Here is a 17,582-nt window from a genome sequence, read left to right on the forward strand (position 1 = left end):
TTTTCTCACTTAATCGCAATCTTGTCGACGCGCTTCTGGTGGCGACCACCTTCGAAGGTGGCGCTGAAAAACTCGTCCATGATCTTGCGTGCCATGTTGTTGTCGATGAAGCGACCGGGCATCACCAGCACGTTGGCATCGTTGTGCTGACGAATGAGATGGGCTATCTCGGGAATCCAGCAGAGACCAGCACGTACCTGCTGGTGCTTGTTGAGCGTCATAGAGATGCCCTCGCCACTGCCGCAGATGGCTATGCCTGGATATACCTCGCCACGCTCGATGCCCTCGGCCAGGGCATGGCCAAAGTCGGGATAATCTACGCTGGCATCGCTATAGGTGCCGTAGTCCTTGTAGGGGTAACCTTTCTCCTCGAGATACTCGAGTACGAACTTCTTGAGTGCAAAACCTGCGTGGTCGCAGGCTACGCCAACAGTCTTTACTTCCATAAGCAATAGGTATTAAATTATAAAAAAGAGAGAGACACAGGCGGACAGAGATTGGCTTGTAGTCGCACTCTGTGCCCCCTGTATCTCTTTGTGGATTAATGATATTAAGCCAGGAGTTTCTTTACCTGATTATATACATTCTCGCCTGTGAAGCCGAGTTTCTCGTCGAGTACCTTGTAGGGTGCAGAGAAACCGAAGCTCTCCAAGCCCCATACGCAACCGTCGGCACCAACAAGGCCTTCGAGGTTGACGGGCAGACCGGCGGTGAGGCCGAACTTCTTCTTGCCAGCGGGCAGCACACTCTGCTGATACTCCTTGCTCTGTGAGCGGAAGAGACCTTCAGAAGGCACGCTGACGATGCGGCACTTCACACCATCCTTGCGCAGCAGCTGTGCACCGGCCTCGAGGGTAGAAACCTCTGAACCTGAAGCCAGCAGGATGACATCGTAGTCCTCGTCTGAACCAGCTACGACATAGGCACCCTTGGTGGCCTGTGTGTAGTCGTTGCCAGCGGGCAGCATGTCGATGTTCTGACGTGAGAAGATAAGCGCTGTAGGCGTATCGATGTTCTCCATAGCCATGCGCCAGCAAACGGTGGTCTCCTCGGCATCGGCAGGACGAACTACCAATACGGAGTTCTTGCCGTGGTGGTTCTTCAGTTTCTCCATCAGGCGGATCTGTGCCTCCTGCTCTACGGGCTCGTGGGTAGGTCCGTCCTCACCAACGCGGAAGGCGTCGTGGGTCCAGATGAACTTCACGGGCAGCTCCATCAGGGCAGCCATACGTACGGCGGGCTTCATGTAGTCGGAGAACACGAAGAAGGTGCCGCAAGCGGGGATGACACCACCGTGCAGAGCCATACCGATGCAGCAGCAAGCCATGGTGAGCTCGGCAACACCGGCCTCGAAGAATGCTCCGCTGAAGTCACCGCGAACGATGTCGTGGGTCTTCTTGAGGAAGCCATCGGTCTTGTCTGAATTAGACAGGTCGGCAGAAGCACAGATCATGTTGGGCACCTGCTCGGCAAGTACGCCCAGTACGGTAGCCGAAGCGCCACGGGTGGCAGCGCCAGCCTTCTGCTCTACCTTGCTCCAGTCAATCTTAGGAGCCTTGCCGCTGAACCACTCTTCCAGCTGAGCAGCCTTCTCGGGGTTGGCCTTGGCCCAAGCAGCCTTCTCGGCATAGCGCTCGGCCACGATCTTCTTCAGCTCCTCAGCACGCTTAGCATAGAGCTCTTGTACCTCGGGGAAGATCTGGAAGGGATTCTCGGGATCAGCACCCAAGTTCTTCATGGTGTTGATATATGCATCGCCACCAAGTGGTGCACCGTGGGTGGCGCAGTTGCTCTCGTATGATGAGTTGTCGGCCTTGCGGGCACCCTTACCCATCACGCAGTGGCCAATGATCAGGCTGGGGCGAGCGGTCTCGGCCTGTGCCTTCTTGATGGCCTCGCGAATCTGATCTACGTTGTTACCATCGATGGTCTGTACGTACCATCCCCATGCCTCATACTTCTTGGCGGTATCCTCAGAGGTCACCACCTCGGTCTTGGTAGAGAGCTGGATGTCGTTAGCGTCGTAGAACATGATGAGGTTGTCCAAGCCCAGATTGCCGGCAATACGGCCAGCACCCTGTGAGATCTCCTCCTGCACGCCACCATCGCTGATGTAAGCATAGATGGTCTGATTCATGACGTTGCCCAGACGAGCCTTCAGGAACTTGGCAGCGATGGCAGCACCAACGGCGAAGCAGTGGCCCTGGCCCAGAGGACCAGAGGTGTTCTCGATGCCGCGCTCAATCTCGCGCTCGGGGTGGCCAGGGGTTACAGAGCCCCACTGGCGCAGGTTTTTCAGGTCGTCGATGCTGAACTTGCCGATGAGGGCCAGCTGAGAGTAGAGCATGGGTGCCATGTGACCAGGATCCAGGAAGAAACGGTCGCGACCCTCCCATGTGGGGTTCTCGGGGTCATAGACCAGGAACTCGCTGTAGAGGGTGTTGATGAAGTCGGCACCACCCATGGCACCACCGGGGTGTCCACTCTTGGCTTTCTCGACCATAGATGCAGCAAGGATGCGGATGTTGTCCGCTGCAAGGTTCATAATCTTGTTGTCGTTCATAATACTATAATGAATAAATGTCTAATTTGTCTGCAAAGTTAAGCAAAATTGTTGAATAGACAAAGAAATGACTGCGATAATGCGTTATTTCTTGTTGTCAACGGCGCATTGCTCCACGGGCAGACAACGCTTGTAATTCTCGATATAGCGCTCGAAACCAGCCACATCCTCGGCCGTGGGAGCAATGCTGACACCCTTGTTGCCAGCAAAGACAACGGTCTCAAGATAGTCGGCCAGCGAAAGCTTCTGGGCGTTGTTCACCATGAAGCCTGCCAGCAGGGCAATACCCCAGGCACCGCCTTCTCCAGCAGTCTCCATCACAGAGATGGGGCTGTTGAGGGCAGCAGCCAGCATGCGCTGACCCACACCAGCGGTCTTGAAGTAGCCACCATGACCGGTGATGCGGTCCACCTTGATGTTTTCTTGTTTGAACAGGATGTCGTTGCCAATCTTCAGCACACCAATGGCACCATAAAGGTGGGCACGCATGAAGTTGGCCAGATTGAATTTATCATTAGCAGAACGAATGAACATGGGGCGACCCTCAGAGAGTCCCGTCACGGGCTCGCCAGAGACGTAGTTGTAGGCCATCAGTCCACCACAGTCGGTGTCACCCTCGAGGGCGCGGTTGAACAGCTTACCATAGAGCTCGTTCATATCTACGGGGATGCCCAGTAACTGCTGGTACTCCTTGAACAGGCCCACCCAGGCGTTGATGTCGCTGGTGCAGTTGTTGCAATGAACCATGGCCACGAGTGAACCATCGGGTGTGGTCACCATGTCGATCATCTCGTAGGGCTTGGAGAGCTCCTTCTCGAGTACAATCATTGAGAATGACGAGGTGCCGGCAGATACGTTACCCGTGCGCTGCTTCACTGCATTGGTGGCTACCATGCCGGTGCCTGCGTCGCCCTCGGGAGGACAAACGGGGATGCCGGCCTTCAGGTGGCCAGAGACGTCGAGTTTCTTGGCACCATCGGGAGTCAGGAAACCGGCATTCTCACCTGCGTTGAGCGACTTAGGCAGAATGTCGAGCAGTTTCCACGAGAAGCCCTTTGGAGCGATGAGTTCGTCGAACTTCTTGACCATCGTGGCGTCGTAGGTCTTGGTCTTGGGGTCAACGGGAATCATGCCTGATGCATCGCCCACGCCCAGTACGAACTGACCCGTCACCTGCCAGTGAACATAGCCGGCGAGGGTGGTGAGGTACTTGATGTCGCCCACGTGCTCCTCATTGTCGAGGATGGCCTCATAGAGGTGGCTAATGCTCCAGCGCAGGGGGATATTGTAGTTGAAAAGCTCAGAGAGCTTAGCTGCAGCCTTGCCCGTATTGGTGTTGCGCCAAGTGCGGAAGGGCACCAAGATGTCTTGCTTCTCGTTGAAAGCCATGTAGCCGTGCATCATGGCGCTGAAGCCAATGGCGGCCAGGCTCTCAATCTCGCAGTCGTACTGCTTCAGCACGTCCTTGCGCAGTTCGGCGTAGCAGTCCTGCAGACCATACCAAATGGCTTCGGTAGAGTAGGTCCAGAGACCATCTACCAGTTGGTTTTCCCACTCGTGTGAGCCTTGTGCTATAGGCTTGTTGTTCTCGTCGATGAGAACGGCCTTGATGCGGGTAGAGCCGAACTCGATGCCGAGGATGGTCTTGCCTGCTTCGATCGTTTGTTTTGGTGTCATAGCGATGATAGTTTTTTGTAGAAAACAAAGGCACGAAGGAACGAAGGTGGCAGGATGCCTCAGTGGTGAAGCCCCATTGTCTCTTCGTTTCTTCGTGCTCAGATAATATTATTTCAATGCCTTGTTAAGCATGAAGTAAACCTCGTTGTTGCGCAGAGTCTGCTTGAAATCAGCAATATTTGTCTGCTTGTTGATCTTCACATACTCGATGCCCAGCATCTCGGCAAAGTCTTCCCAGTACTCCTCGTTGATGTCATAAGAGAAAGCACTGTGGTGAGTACCACCAGCCAGGATCCATGCGGCAGCGCCAACCTCGAAGCTGGGCTGAGGAATCCACAGGGCTGAAGCCACGGGGAGCTTAGGCATGGGCTTGGGCTCGATGCACTCTACCTCCTGAGAAATCAGGCGGAAGCGGTTGCCCAGGTCAACAACAGTAGCCTTGATACCTGCACCGGTCTTTGAAGTGAACACCAGACGGGCGGTCTGCTGCTTGCGGATACCGATGCCGAGGAAGTGAACCTCGAGTTTGGGCTTGTCGGTAGCAATGAGAGGACATACCTCGAGCATGTGGCTCTGCAGGCATGAGCTCTTGTCGCCGGCAAAGTTGAGGGTGTAGTCCTCGAGGAACGAGCAGCCGGTAGGCATACCCTGCTGAATCACCCACAGTGTGCGATAGAGGCAAGCTGTCTTCCAGTCGCCCTCGGCACCGAAACCGTAGCCTTCCTGCATCAGGCGCTGAGAGGCCAGACCGGGAATCTGGTCGAAACCGCAGAAGTTAGGATCGTCGATGTTGGCATCGCCCAGGTCGTCGAAGTTGGTGGTGAAGGCAGTAGCACCCTCATCCTTCAGCACGCGGCGCAGAGCAATCTCGGCCTTGGCAGCGTTCTTCACCTTCTCCCAGTAAACCTGCTCGCCGCTCTCATCGATCTTGATGGTGTAGAGTTTCTTATACTCCTCAACCAGGGCGTCGGCCTCGGCATCGGTCACCTTCTTGAAGTACTCCATCAGTGAGCTAACGGGGTAGTAGTCAACGTGGTAACCCAGACGCTGCTCAAACTCTACACGGTCGCCATCGGTCACAGCTACGTTGTTCATGTTCATACCGAACATCAGACAGCGCACATTGTGAGCATCAGCAACACCAGCTGCTACGCGAGCCCAAACGGCAATCTGCTTCTGAGCCTTCTCGTCTTTCCAGTAGCCGCAAACCACCTTGCGAGCAACGCGCATGCGAGTGCAGATGTGGCCGAACTCGATGTCACCATGAGCACTCTGGTTCAGGTTCATGAAGTCCATGTCAATGTCGCTCCAGGGTATCTCGGCATTATACTGGGTGTGGAAGTGGCACAGAGGCTTCTGCAACTGCTGCAGGCCCTTGATCCACATCTTGGCGGGCGAGAAGGTGTGCATCCATGTGATGATACCTACGCACTTCTCGTCGTTGTTGGCAGCCAGCATGATCTGCTCTACCTCTTTAGAGCTGTTGGCTGTGCCCTTATATACAATCTTAACGGGAATGTTGCCGCTCTTGTTCAGGCCGTCAACCATCTCTTTTGAGTGTCCGTCGACTGCAACTACAGCGTCGCCTCCGTAAAGGAGCTGAGCGCCAGTTACCCACCAAATCTCGAAATTGTCAAATGCTTTAATCATAATATTGTTAGTTTTTAATTAATAATTAGTAGCTTATTTGATTAATAATAAGTAGCTTATTGAATTAACAAAGTAGCTGTTTCGTTTGTCTTTATTGTAGCTTAATGCTTCTGGCCCTTCTGGCCATAGTAGGCGTTAGGACCGTGCTTGCGCATGTAGTGCTTCTCTACCAGGAGTGGGTTCATGGTGAGATTGGGATTCACTGAGAATGCAATGAAGGCCATCTTGGCGCACTGCTCCATCACCTTGGCGTTGTAAACGGCGTTGTCGGGTGATGTACCCCATGAGAACGGACCATGGTTCTTCACCAGCACAGCGGGTGTGTGATCGGGGTTGATCTTGCGGATGTTCAGTATCTCATCTACAATCACGTTGCCCGTCTCCAACTCGTACAGTCCTTTTACCTCGGCTTCAGTCATATCGCGTGTGCAGGGGATGTCCTGATAGAAATAGTCGGCATGAGTGGTGCCAATGTTGGGAATGTCGCGACCAGCCTGCGCAAAGGCTGTGGCATAGGTAGAGTGGGTGTGAACCACGCCCTGGATATTGGGGAATGCCTTATATAATATAAGGTGTGTGGGCGTGTCGCTCGAAGGATTGAGTTCGCCTTCCACCACCTTGCCTGTCTCGAGGTCTACGACCACCATGTCTTCAGCCTTCATCTCGTCGTAGCTCACGCCACTGGGCTTGATGACAACAAGACCTTTCTCGCGGTCGATACCAGATACGTTACCCCATGTGAAGATGACTAAGCCTTGCTTAACAAGGTCAAGATTGGCCTTAAATACTTTTTGTTTTAGTGATTCTAACATGTTTGTTGTACGTTTAAATAATGAGGAAACCTCTATTTGTTCTGTTCGTTATAGTTTGAAGTTTGGATCTTCCGAGTAAGCCTTCTTGTTGAATCGATAGAGGGCTGCACCGCGTTTAGATGTCACCTTGTCGATGAGTTCGGTCTTCTCGATGAAGTCCATATCCTTGATGCGCTTGCGGAAGTTGCGCTTGTCAATCTCTTCTCCTAGCACGGCCTCGTAGAGCTTCTGCAGCTGGGTGAGCGTAAAGAGCGGGGGAAGCAGACGGAAACTGATGGGCTCAGTCTTGATCTTCTGTCGCATCATGCGGAGTGCCTTGTCCACCATCTCGTTGTGATCGGAATAAAGATGAGGCAACTCGTTGATGTCCACCCATTCCACGTCGTGTTCCAAACGAAGCTTCTCGTCGTAGTCCTTGACGTTGATAAGTGCGTAGTAAGCAATTGAGATAACGCGCTCGCCAGGATCACGATCTACAGCACCAAAGGCACCTACCTGGCGCATATAAAGCTTGTTGAGTCCTGTCAGTTCGTAAAGCGTGTTGGCTGCACAGTCGTCGATACTTTCGTCGGGGCCAACGAAGCCTCCGTAGAGGCTCCATTCGCCACGACCCGGGTCCATCTTACGACGACCTATGAGTACTTTCAGCTTGCCATTCTCGAAACCAAAGATGATACAGTCTACTGACACCCAGGCTTTAGCATGTTCTTGATAGAATGTCATTGCGTTCTTCTTTTATTACCAGAAATATACATAGAAACAAGCGCAGAGGCCAATTACAACCAACGTGCCAATAATGTCCCATGCACCCCAGCTCTCCTTGATAGATTTCTTGAAGTCTGAAGAGAAGGTGATGGCATCAACCTGTGCCTTAGAAGGAGCTGGTGTGAAGCAGCTGACAACTACCATCAGCAGGATGATGAATACCAACAGCCAGCACTCGAAGATGAGCCAGTTGGTCTGCCAGAACCATGCAGTGTTCTCCCAGAAGGCGCCGTCCATCACGGCTTTACCTGAATCAGTGACTACGTTGGTCACCAAGCGCAGCATACCAATGAGGAAACCGCCAATCAAGCCCCACTCACCTGCCTTTGGTGTAATCTTCTTAGAGAAGATACCCAGCGTGAAGACAGCTACCATAGCGGGAGCAATAAGTGACTGGATGTCCTGCAGGTAAGAATAAAGGTTGCCCATGTTCATCATGATAGGCATCCAGGCCAGACCCAGTAGTACGACAACAACGGTTGCCATTCGACCTACGAATACGTAGTGGGCTTCGCTCATACCTTTCTTCATGGGCTTGTAGAAGTCCTCGGTGAAGAGGGTGGCACAGCTATTGAAGAAGGCTGCCAGCGAAGCTACAAGCGCGCAAACGAAACCGATGGTCACGATACCCTTGACACCTGCAGGCAGAATGTTTTTCACCATCATGGCGAAGGCACCGTCAGTTGACTCGTGGTTGGTGATATCCATCACGATGCCGCTATCGGGATTCTGTGAGAGTGCATAGGCAATCATACCAGGGATGAGGAACATGAAGCAAGGCAGAATCTTAAAGAAACCTGCTGCAATGGTGCCGCGACGGGCACGCTTGATAACCTCTGCGTTGTCCTCGCCAGGCACCTGACCCAGTACACGCTGAACGATGTGTTGGTCTGTACACCAGTACCAGAAACCAATGATTGAGGCACCGAGGAACACTACATAGCCAGGGAACTGAGGATACATGGGATCGCCAGGTTCGGTGTGAAACATGTGAGTAGTTCCGAAACCATCGTGTGCAGCATTACATGCAGCCATCATGTTTTCCCAACCAGCAACAATGCTGCCATCGCCCAATGCCGACAGTCCGAGGAAGAGAACAAGGAAAGAACCGATAATAAGAATCGGGGTCTGGATGGTAGAGAGGGTCATGACACCCTTCATGCCACCAAACACGGTGAACACGGCTGTGATGACAATCAGTCCGATGGCGCCATACCAGAAGGGGATACCCAAGAGGAATTTGAAGAAGATACCACCAGTGAAGGCTGTGACTGAAACCTTTGTCAGTACGTAGGCCACCAGTGTGATAATGCTGAGCCATGAACCTGTGCGCTGGGTGTAGCGGAACTTCAGGAAGTCGGGCATGGTGATAATCTTACCCATCTTGTTGATTAGCAACTGGTAGAAGGGCACGAACAGCCAACCCAGGATGAGGATCATCCAACCCTGCATCTCCCAATGGGCCATACCCACACCGTCTTTAGCACCAGTACCAGCCAAACCAACAAGGTGTTCGGAACCGATATTGGCTGCGAAAATGGCCATACCGATCACGTACCAAGGCTCGCCTTTACCAAAAAGGTAGGCAGATGAGTCTTCACCCTGCTGCGCTTTCTTATCTTTCCAAATAGCATACCATACGGCTGCCACTACTCCTAAAAGGCCGACGGCAAGAATGGTCCAGTCGAGCCATATAAATTCATGAGAACTCCAATTCATAGTTGTATTAGTAATTATTGTAGTTAGTTTGTTTGTAGTTTTTCGAGACTCCCTTATTTCACAGAGAACTTGAATACCAAGTGACTGTAGTACTTCTCACCAGGATTCAGGAATGGACTTGGCCACTCGGGATGGTTGGGTGAGTTGGGGTACTTCTGACTCTCAAGACATACAGAAGGACGCTGTGGGTACTTCACGCCACCCTTGCGAACCTTGTCCTGCTCGCCGTTGATGCCTTGGAAGTTGCCAGTGTAAACCTGCATGCCGGGCTCGTTGGTGAAGGCCTCGAGCAGAATTCCAGTCTTTGGAGAGTAGAGTGATGCAGCAACCTGTGTGTCGTCGCCCTTACCGTCCTTATAGGTGTTCAGAATCCAGTTGTGGTCGAAGCCATTGCCAAACTTTACCTGCTCGAAGTCCATGCGCAGAGAGTCCTGGATGGCATGGGCTGTGCGGAAATCCATAGGTGTGCCGGCTACCTCACAGATTTCGCCAGTAGGCATAAAGGTAGAGTCGGCAGGTGTGAACTTGTCTGCATTGATATACAACTCCATATCCATTGCGGGCTGAGTGGGATCGCCGTTCAGGTTGAAGTAAGAGTGGTTAGTCATATTGACAATAGTGGGCTGGTCGGTCTCGGCCTCCATCTTGATGTCAATGGCGTTGTCACTGGTCAGCGTGTAGGTGACGGTGGCTTTTACCTCGCCGGGGAAGTTGTTGTCGCCATCGGGGCTGACAAGTGTGAGTTTCAATGTGGTAGAGTCAATCTGCTCGGCATCGAAAATCTGATACTGCCATCCGGTGGGACCACCGTGCAGGCAATGGCCGAAATTGTTCTGGGGCAACTGAATGGTAGAGTCGCCAATGCAGAACTGACCGTTCTTGATGCGGTTGGCATAGCGACCAATAGAGGCGCCAAAGTCGCTACCGAATTTTTCTGCGTCGGCATACTGGGCAATGTTGTCGTAGCCTAAAACGACGTCGGTGAGCTTGCCGTCACGATCAGGGACCATCAATGAAACCAGACGGGCACCAAAATTGGTGATACATGCCTCCACACCATTCTCGTTGACAAGGGTGTAGAGTTTCACGGGTTTCTCGTTGATTACGGTGTCAAACTTTTCAGGGTTCAGTCCCGAAACAGTCAGATTTGCAGCTTCTTGGCTGCCACTACATGCACAAAACGCGAGCGCCATCGATGCGCCGAGTCCGAACAAACTAGCTTTTAATGCTTTCATTGGTTTTGGGTTTTAATTATAATAAAATCTGTTGTAGGTTTCCAAATTTGGGTGTAAAATTACAACATTCTTTTAAATTAGCCAAATATATTCATGTGTTTTTTACTCCTTATTGTTTATTTTAACAATATCCGTTTGTTGCTACTTCTGTGCAGAATAAAGGAAAATGAGAGGTTTTTTGTGAAACTGAGTTATTGAAAAGTGTAAAGAAAACTTTCTTTGTGTTGTTCTCTGTTTTGAGAAGTGAGGTAGGGGGGTATATCTGTTGTTTTGCTATATTGCTTAATATGTTTTGTGTGGTTATTCAATCACTTTTGGCTTGTAATAGTTGCCGTCTTGTCTCCTTGTTTGGCCGCTTTTGTTGTCTTATTCGAACCCTTTTAGCTGTCAATAGTTCTTTCTTTATGTCTTTAATGACTTTTAAATAAATATCCATGTTATTTCCACTTTTTGTGTGCCCTAGCTTTGGCTTTTGCTTTAGTCGGTGCTTTTCTAAGATAACAAGTTCTACAGGCTTGATGTTTCACGGGTGCGTGAAAAAATTTGGTGGTTCCGAAAATTAATATTACCTTTGCACTATGAAACAGATTATCGTAAAAGATGCCGATTTGAGCAATGCTGCTCTTGAAGGAATGGATGCTTTCTTGCAGGTTTTTATTGACGCCCTGCGCGAGGCTGTTGGAGGCGAACCAAGTGCTGAAGCTATTCAGGAATTGAATGCCGACCAGATGACGCTGCTTTGCTGGGATACGTTGCATCAGGAAGTGATGGATGGTGGTTTCGTACAGTTGATACACAATGGCTACGGACCTTTCATTTTCAAGAATCCCTTTGCTAAGGCGCTTAATAAGATGTGGCATATGCGCGACCTGTCGAAGATGCTTTACGAGGTGCATACGCTGTGGTTGGAAAACCGCGAAGCGCTGGAGGCCGACTGCAGTGATGAGGAATTTATGGCACTCTTTGAACAGTATCCACAGTTCGACGACTACGATGATATGTTTGTAGAAAATGAAGAGATGTGGACAGAGCAGATTGCCCACTATGTGGATGAGAACATTGAGAAATTTGCAACAGTAGAATGAATAAGCAAGAACAGGAACTCCGTAAAAAGAGTCCCGTGCAGATAAAAAACAAGAAAGCGGCTTTCGAGTACTTCTTTATAGAAGAGTTTACGGCCGGTATTGTTCTTACGGGCACAGAGATTAAGTCTATAAGAGCAGGAAAAGCAAGCTTGGTAGATACTTATTGTACGATTATTCACGGCGAACTGTGGGTGAAAGGAATGTCTATTAGTCCTTACTTCTATGGTTCATATAATAACCATGAACAGAAGCGTGACCGCAAGCTGTTGCTGACACGCCGTGAGATCAACAGACTGGAGAGCGCAACTAAGCAGACAGGATACACCATCGTGCCAACCTTGGTGTTTATCGATGATAATGGTCGCGCTAAGATGGATTTGGCTTTGTGTAAAGGTAAGAAAGCCTATGACAAACGCCAGACGCTGAAAGAGAAGGAAGACAGACGCGAAATGGATCGCGCAATGAAAGTATATAAATGATACACAACGAAATAACTAAACGAATACTGGTGCTCGACGGTGCTATGGGAACCGTTGTTCAGGAGTATGGACTTGACGAGAAAGACTTTAGAGGAGAACGTTTTCAGGACATCGAAGGGCAACTGAAGGGCAATAATGATGTGCTCTGCTTGACGCGCCCTGACGTGATAGCCGATATTCACCGACGATACCTTGAAGCTGGAGCTGATATAATCACCACCAATACGTTTAATGCTCAACGTATCTCGCAAAGTGACTATCATCTACAATCATACTCAAAAGAGATGAATATTGCTGGCGCCCGTTTGGCTCGCCAGTGTGCTGACGCGTTCTCAACGCTAGATAAGCCACGCTTTGTGGCTGGCTCTATTGGACCCACCAATAAGACGTGCTCAATGTCGCCCGATGTGTCGGATCCGGCACGCCGCGAACTGACCTATGATGAGCTGTTTGAGGCTTATACCGAACAGATAGAAGGACTCATAGAGGGTGGGGTGGATTTGTTGCTCATAGAGACCATCTTTGACTCACTGAATGCGAAGGTTGCCATCGATGCTGCTGTTCAAGCTCGTGGTAGTCGCGACATTCCCATTATGCTCTCGGTGACTGTCAGTGATGCTGCAGGTCGTACGCTGAGTGGACAAACGTTGGATGCCTTTATGGCTTCGGTTTCTTCATATCCCATTTTCAGCATAGGACTCAACTGCTCGTTTGGCGCTCGCCAGATGAAACCTTATCTGAAGGAACTGGCACGCAGAGCCCCTTATTATGTCAGTGCCTATCCCAATGCGGGTCTTCCCAATTCTTTGGGCCTTTATGATGAGACACCCACGTCGATGGCTCCCCAGATAGCTGAGTTTATTGATGAGGAATTGTTAAACATCGTTGGCGGCTGTTGCGGAACGACGCCAGATTTTATCCGTGAATACGTGCCCCTAACAGTGGGAAAGACGCCCCGTCAGCCAGCTCCAAAATCTGGTAAAATCCAACTTTCGGGTCTCGATCTGCTCGAGCCAATGGCTTTCACCAATGTGGGTGAGCGCTGTAATGTGGCAGGCTCGCGCAAGTTTCTGCGACTGATAAAAGAAAAGAACTACGATGAGGCACTGCAGATAGCGCGCAAGCAGGTAGAAGATGGAGCAATGGTGCTGGATATCAATATGGACGATGCCCTTTTGGATGCAAAAGCCGAAATGGTGATGTTTCTTAATTTGATAGCCTCAGAACCGGAAATTGCTCGTGTGCCTGTGATGATTGACTCCAGTAAATGGGATGTCATCATGGCGGGTTTGAAGTGTGTGCAAGGCAAAAGCATCGTGAACAGTATTTCGCTGAAAGAGGGCGAGGAGGTGTTCTTGAGTCATGCTGCTGATGTGAAGCGTATGGGTGCCGCTGTCGTCGTAATGTGTTTCGACGAGAAGGGGCAGGCTACGACCTACGAACGTCGATTGGAAATTGCCGAGAGAGCCTATCGTCTCTTGACCGAAAGGTTGGCATTCGCTCCACAAGATATTATCTTCGACCCTAATGTGTTGGCAGTGGCTACCGGTATGGAGGAACATAATGCATATGCGCTCGATTTTATAAGAGCAGCAGAATGGATTAAAAAGAACCTGCCTGGTGCGCATGTCAGTGGAGGCGTGAGCAATCTCTCGTTCTCGTTTCGTGGCAACAATTATATTCGTGAGGCAATGCATGCCGTATTCCTCTATCACGGCATTCATGTAGGCATGGACTTTGGTATCGTAAACCCTTCTACGAAGGTTACTTACGACGACATACCAGAAGATCTCTTAGAGTTGCTTGAAGATGTGGTCCTGAATCGCCGTCAGGATGCTGCCGAACGCCTATTGAACTCGGAATATGCAGCCAATAAAGAGACTGTACAAGGCAGCGAAAAGACACAAGCGGCTGTTCAGGAACAGCGCACTGTGGAGGAGCGATTACAAGAGGCGCTTATTCGTGGTACTAACGAGACACTGGCTGCTGATTTACAAGAGGCTGTCGCAAAATATCCTCGGGCGGTGGACATCATTGAAGGACCCTTGATGGCTGGCATGAACGAGGTAGGACGACGTTTTGGTCAAGGAAAGATGTTCTTGCCTCAGGTCGTAAAGACGGCTAGAACTATGAAGCAAGCCGTGGAAATACTGCAACCTTTCATTGATTCTGGAAAGCAAGGCAATTCAACGAAGTCGGGAAAAGTACTTTTGGCCACGGTTAAGGGCGATGTACACGACATAGGAAAGAATATCGTAAGTGTTATCATGGCGTGCAATGGGTATGAAGTCATTGATATGGGCGTGATGGTGCCTGCCGACCAGATCGTTCAGAAAGCCATAGATGAACAGGTGGATATGATAGGTCTATCTGGACTGATAACCCCTAGTCTGGAAGAAATGGTGAATGTTGCCAAGGAACTGCGCAAGGCTGGTCTTGATATCCCCATCATGATAGGTGGCGCGACCACTAGTGAACTGCATGTGGCGCTGAAGATTGCCCCGGTCTATGGCGGTCCTGTGGTATGGTTAAAGGATGCCTCTCAGAATCCTATTGTGGCGCAGCGACTGATGAAAGAGGCAAAGGCTTATTCCGAAGAGCTAAATGAGGAATACGAACACATGCGCGAACAATATAATAACGAACAACAGCAGTTGCTCTCTTTAGAGGAGGCACGGCGTAATAAACCAAACTTGTTTGAATGATTAAAAACATTATTTTTGACCTCGGTGGTGTTGTCATCACTTTGGATCAGTCGCAAGCCATCAGGAGGTTTGAAGCCCTGGGACTGAAAGATGCTGCGCAACGACTGGATGCCTACACGCAAGAGGGAATCTTTGGAGACTTGGAAGGTGGTAGAATAGATGCGGAGACGTTTCGTCTGGAACTCTCTAAACTGGTGGGCAATGAGGTGACTCATGAACAATGTGCCTATGCATGGCAAGGCTATGCGAAAGAGCTGCCGGCACGTAATCTGGAGGCTCTGATACGTCTTCGTCAGGAGGGCTATCGACTGCTGCTGCTTTCTAACACCAATCCCTACATGATGGAGTGGGTCGGTTCGGAGAAGTTTGACGGTCGTGGTCATAGTGTGGACTACTATTTCGATAACTTATATTTGAGCTATCGTATGAAGTTGATGAAACCAAATCCCGAGATATTCGGTAGATTGCTGATAGCCGAGCAGTTAAGACCATCTGAATGCTTGTTTCTTGATGATAGTCCGCGCAACGTGGCTGCTGCCAGCCAGATGGGTATCAAAACGTTCTGCCCTGAGAATGGGGCAGACTGGACAAAGGATATATATCAGTTTATAAAATGAGAAACATACTATTACTACTTGCTTTGCTGCTGACATCAACGGCAAATGCACAACAGAAAAGGGAATTTCGTGGTGCCTGGATACAATGTGTCAACGGCCAGTTTCAGGGCATGGGCACTAAGAAAATGCAGGAGACCCTGGTTTACCAGTTGAACGAACTGCAAAAGGATGGTGTGAATGCCATCATCTTCCAGGTTCGTCCTGAGTGCGATGCGCTCTATCCAAGCAAATTCGAACCGTGGAGTCGTTTTCTCACAGGACAGCAGGGTAAGGCTCCTAGTCCTTATTGGGATCCTCTGCAGTGGATGATTGACCAGTGTCATGCTCGTGGTATGGAGTTGCATGCTTGGATTAATCCTTATCGTGCTAAGACGAAGGGTACTACAGCTCTTGCTACGAGTCATGTGGCTATTCAGCACCCTGAGCGTTGCTTTGATTACGATGGGCTGAAGATTCTGAATCCTGGCATCCCAGAGAACCGCGACTTTATCTGTATGGTGGCAAAGGATATCGTTTCGCGTTATGATATCGACGGTATCCATATGGACGACTATTTCTATCCTTATCCTGCCCCAGGCCAGATTATCCCTGATGATGCACAGTATCGTCAGCATTCAAATGGAATCATGGACCGTGGAGATTGGCGAAGATATAACGTGAACCTATTTATCAAGCAGTTCTATGAAACAGTTCACGAAACGAAGCCATGGGTAAAAGTGGGTATCTCACCATTCGGCATCTATCGTAACAAGAAAAATGCTGCTATCGGTAGTAACACCAATGGTCTGCAGAACTATGATGATCTATATGCAGATGTGTTATTATGGATTAATAATGGCTGGTTGGACTATTGTGTACCTCAGATTTATTGGGAGATTGGAAATCGTGCATCTGACTATGATACATTGATTCGCTGGTGGAATCAGTATGCAGGAGGACGTCCCCTGTTTATTGGTGAGGATATTGAAAGAACCGTAAAACATGCAGACCCAAGTGATCCGAATTTTAATCAGCAACCTGCTAAGCAGCGTCTGCACCAGCAAATGCGCAACGTGAAAGGAACGGTTTTGTGGTATGCTAAAGCTGCTGTAGATAATACGGGAAACTATGCCACTCAGCTTCGTCAGAATTACTGGCGCTATCCTGCACTACAACCAGAGATGCCATTTTTGGATAAGAAGGCACCCGGTAAACCTCGTAAAGTAAAGCCAGTTTGGACTCAGGATGGTTATGTGCTGTTTTGGACTGCTCCAAAAGGCAAACAGTGGGGTGATGTGGCAACAAAGTATGTCGTATATTGTTTTGCTAAAGGAGAGAAGTTGAATACCAATGACCCTTCAAAGATCGTAACAATCACAACGAATACGTTTTATAAGCTTCCTTACAAGAACGGAAATCAAGCCTATACCTATGTGGTGACAGCTCTTGACCGTATGCAAAATGAGAGTAAGGTGGCTAAGAAAACAGTAAAGCTATAACCTTGGACAAGTTTTACGAAATTAAGTTTTAAAGTATATATAAAGTAGAAGCCCTGCCAAAAGGCAGGGCTCTATTGTTTGTTTGGAATAAGTTTTTGTTTGTAAGTTGGTTAAGCTTCAGCTGCTGGAATTACTGAAACAACGCTCTTATCGCGCTTGCCCTTGTGGAAGTTAACTGTTCCATCAATGAGAGCGTACAGAGTATCGTCTTTACCAATACCAACGCCGTTACCGGGATTGTGCTTTGTACCGCGCTGGCGAACAATAATGTTGCCTGCTTCTACTTTCTGGCCACCCCAGATCTTAACGCCAAGTCGCTGAGCAGCACTCTCGCGACCGTTCTTAGAACTACCTACACCTTTTTTATGTGCCATTTTCTGTTCCTCCTACGTTTTAAGCGACTACCTGCTTGATTACTACTTCTGTGAACTGTTCGCGGTGACCGTTCTTCTTGCGGAAGTCCTTGCGGCGCTTCATCTTGAAAACGATGACCTTGTCGCCCTTAACGAGCGGGTTCACTACTTCTACTACTACCTTTGCACCTTCTACGGTGGGTGCGCCAACCTTGACAGCGCCGTCGGTATCAACGAGCAGCACCTTGTCAAATTCAACAGTCTTGCCTGCCTCTACATCCTTGATGTGATGCACGAAGAGCTTTTTGCCCTCCTCAGCCTTGAACTGCTGACCCTGAATTTCTACAATTGCGTACATTATGTTTTTATTTGTAAATAGGGGTTTTTCCGCAAGGCGGTGTACGTTCGTACACACTTCACCCTGCCTCCACGGACTCTTTCGGG

At 49.8% G+C, this 17,582-nt stretch carries 15 protein-coding genes; 5 read left to right on the forward strand and 10 right to left on the reverse strand.

The features are described 5' to 3' along the window. Nucleotides 1–5: 5 nt before the first annotated feature. The 8 genes from rpiB to T496_RS0104805 form a co-directional block, all read right to left on the reverse strand. Nucleotides 6–446, reverse strand: coding sequence for a ribose 5-phosphate isomerase B (gene rpiB / locus T496_RS0104770; RefSeq protein ID WP_027449733.1), 441 nt, complete (start codon nucleotides 444–446; stop codon nucleotides 6–8). A gap of 104 nt (nucleotides 447–550) precedes the next feature. Then, a complete protein-coding gene (locus T496_RS0104775) occupies nucleotides 551–2,563 on the reverse strand; it encodes a transketolase family protein (RefSeq protein ID WP_027449734.1) in 2,013 nt (670 codons plus the stop codon). 84 nt (nucleotides 2,564–2,647) lie between these two features. Further along, nucleotides 2,648–4,240: a xylulokinase gene (locus T496_RS0104780; protein ID WP_044110652.1), complete on the reverse strand. Its 1,593-nt coding sequence runs from the start codon at nucleotides 4,238–4,240 to the stop codon at nucleotides 2,648–2,650. Between the two features lie 108 nt (nucleotides 4,241–4,348). Further along, nucleotides 4,349–5,890, reverse strand: a complete 1,542-nt coding sequence (gene araA / locus T496_RS0104785; protein WP_027449736.1) for an L-arabinose isomerase — start codon at nucleotides 5,888–5,890, stop codon at nucleotides 4,349–4,351. Nucleotides 5,891–5,991: 101 nt separating this feature from the next. Then, nucleotides 5,992–6,702 (reverse strand): L-ribulose-5-phosphate 4-epimerase, encoded by a 711-nt coding sequence (locus tag T496_RS0104790; RefSeq protein ID WP_027449737.1) that lies wholly within the window; start codon nucleotides 6,700–6,702, stop codon nucleotides 5,992–5,994. Between the two features lie 48 nt (nucleotides 6,703–6,750). Then, nucleotides 6,751–7,425, reverse strand: coding sequence for an NUDIX hydrolase (locus tag T496_RS0104795; protein ID WP_027449738.1), 675 nt, complete (start codon nucleotides 7,423–7,425; stop codon nucleotides 6,751–6,753). Between the two features lie 15 nt (nucleotides 7,426–7,440). Then, nucleotides 7,441–9,186 (reverse strand): sodium:solute symporter, encoded by a 1,746-nt coding sequence (locus T496_RS0104800; RefSeq protein ID WP_027449739.1) that lies wholly within the window; start codon nucleotides 9,184–9,186, stop codon nucleotides 7,441–7,443. Between the two features lie 53 nt (nucleotides 9,187–9,239). After that, nucleotides 9,240–10,421, reverse strand: coding sequence for an aldose epimerase family protein (locus T496_RS0104805; RefSeq protein ID WP_027449740.1), 1,182 nt, complete (start codon nucleotides 10,419–10,421; stop codon nucleotides 9,240–9,242). Between the two features lie 578 nt (nucleotides 10,422–10,999). Here T496_RS0104805 and T496_RS0104810 point away from each other — a divergent pair. Genes T496_RS0104810 through T496_RS0104830 form a run of 5 tightly spaced genes read left to right on the forward strand, consistent with a single transcriptional unit; the run spans nucleotide 11,000 to nucleotide 16,785 of the window. Then, nucleotides 11,000–11,506, forward strand: a complete 507-nt coding sequence (locus T496_RS0104810; protein WP_027449741.1) for a DMP19 family protein — start codon at nucleotides 11,000–11,002, stop codon at nucleotides 11,504–11,506. After that, complete coding sequence (gene smpB / locus T496_RS0104815) at nucleotides 11,503–11,985, forward strand: SsrA-binding protein SmpB (RefSeq protein ID WP_027449742.1); 483 nt, start codon at nucleotides 11,503–11,505, stop codon at nucleotides 11,983–11,985. The genes T496_RS0104810 and smpB overlap by 4 nt, the downstream gene beginning before the upstream one ends. Next, entirely contained in the window at nucleotides 11,982–14,690 is a 2,709-nt protein-coding gene (gene metH, locus T496_RS13485; protein ID WP_052342080.1) for a methionine synthase, read from the forward strand. Before smpB ends, metH begins: the two co-directional genes overlap by 4 nt. Beyond that, nucleotides 14,687–15,307, forward strand: a complete 621-nt coding sequence (locus T496_RS0104825) for an HAD family hydrolase (protein ID WP_027449743.1) — start codon at nucleotides 14,687–14,689, stop codon at nucleotides 15,305–15,307. Before metH ends, T496_RS0104825 begins: the two co-directional genes overlap by 4 nt. Then, nucleotides 15,304–16,785: a glycoside hydrolase family 10 protein gene (locus T496_RS0104830; RefSeq protein WP_044110654.1), complete on the forward strand. Its 1,482-nt coding sequence runs from the start codon at nucleotides 15,304–15,306 to the stop codon at nucleotides 16,783–16,785. The genes T496_RS0104825 and T496_RS0104830 overlap by 4 nt, the downstream gene beginning before the upstream one ends. Before the next feature lie 110 nt (nucleotides 16,786–16,895). On the opposite strand, the gene rpmA is transcribed toward T496_RS0104830, so the two are convergent. Continuing rightward, nucleotides 16,896–17,159 carry a 50S ribosomal protein L27 gene (gene rpmA / locus T496_RS0104835; RefSeq protein ID WP_027449745.1) on the reverse strand — a complete coding sequence of 88 codons (264 nt, stop codon included), beginning with the start codon at nucleotides 17,157–17,159 and terminating at the stop codon, nucleotides 16,896–16,898. A 19-nt stretch (nucleotides 17,160–17,178) separates the two neighbouring features. Next, complete coding sequence (rplU, locus tag T496_RS0104840) at nucleotides 17,179–17,496, reverse strand: 50S ribosomal protein L21 (RefSeq protein ID WP_027449746.1); 318 nt, start codon at nucleotides 17,494–17,496, stop codon at nucleotides 17,179–17,181. Nucleotides 17,497–17,582 lie beyond the last annotated feature (86 nt).

The organism is Xylanibacter brevis P6B11, from assembly GCF_000621825.1.
In the GTDB taxonomy this organism is placed as follows: domain Bacteria; phylum Bacteroidota; class Bacteroidia; order Bacteroidales; family Bacteroidaceae; genus Prevotella; species Prevotella brevis.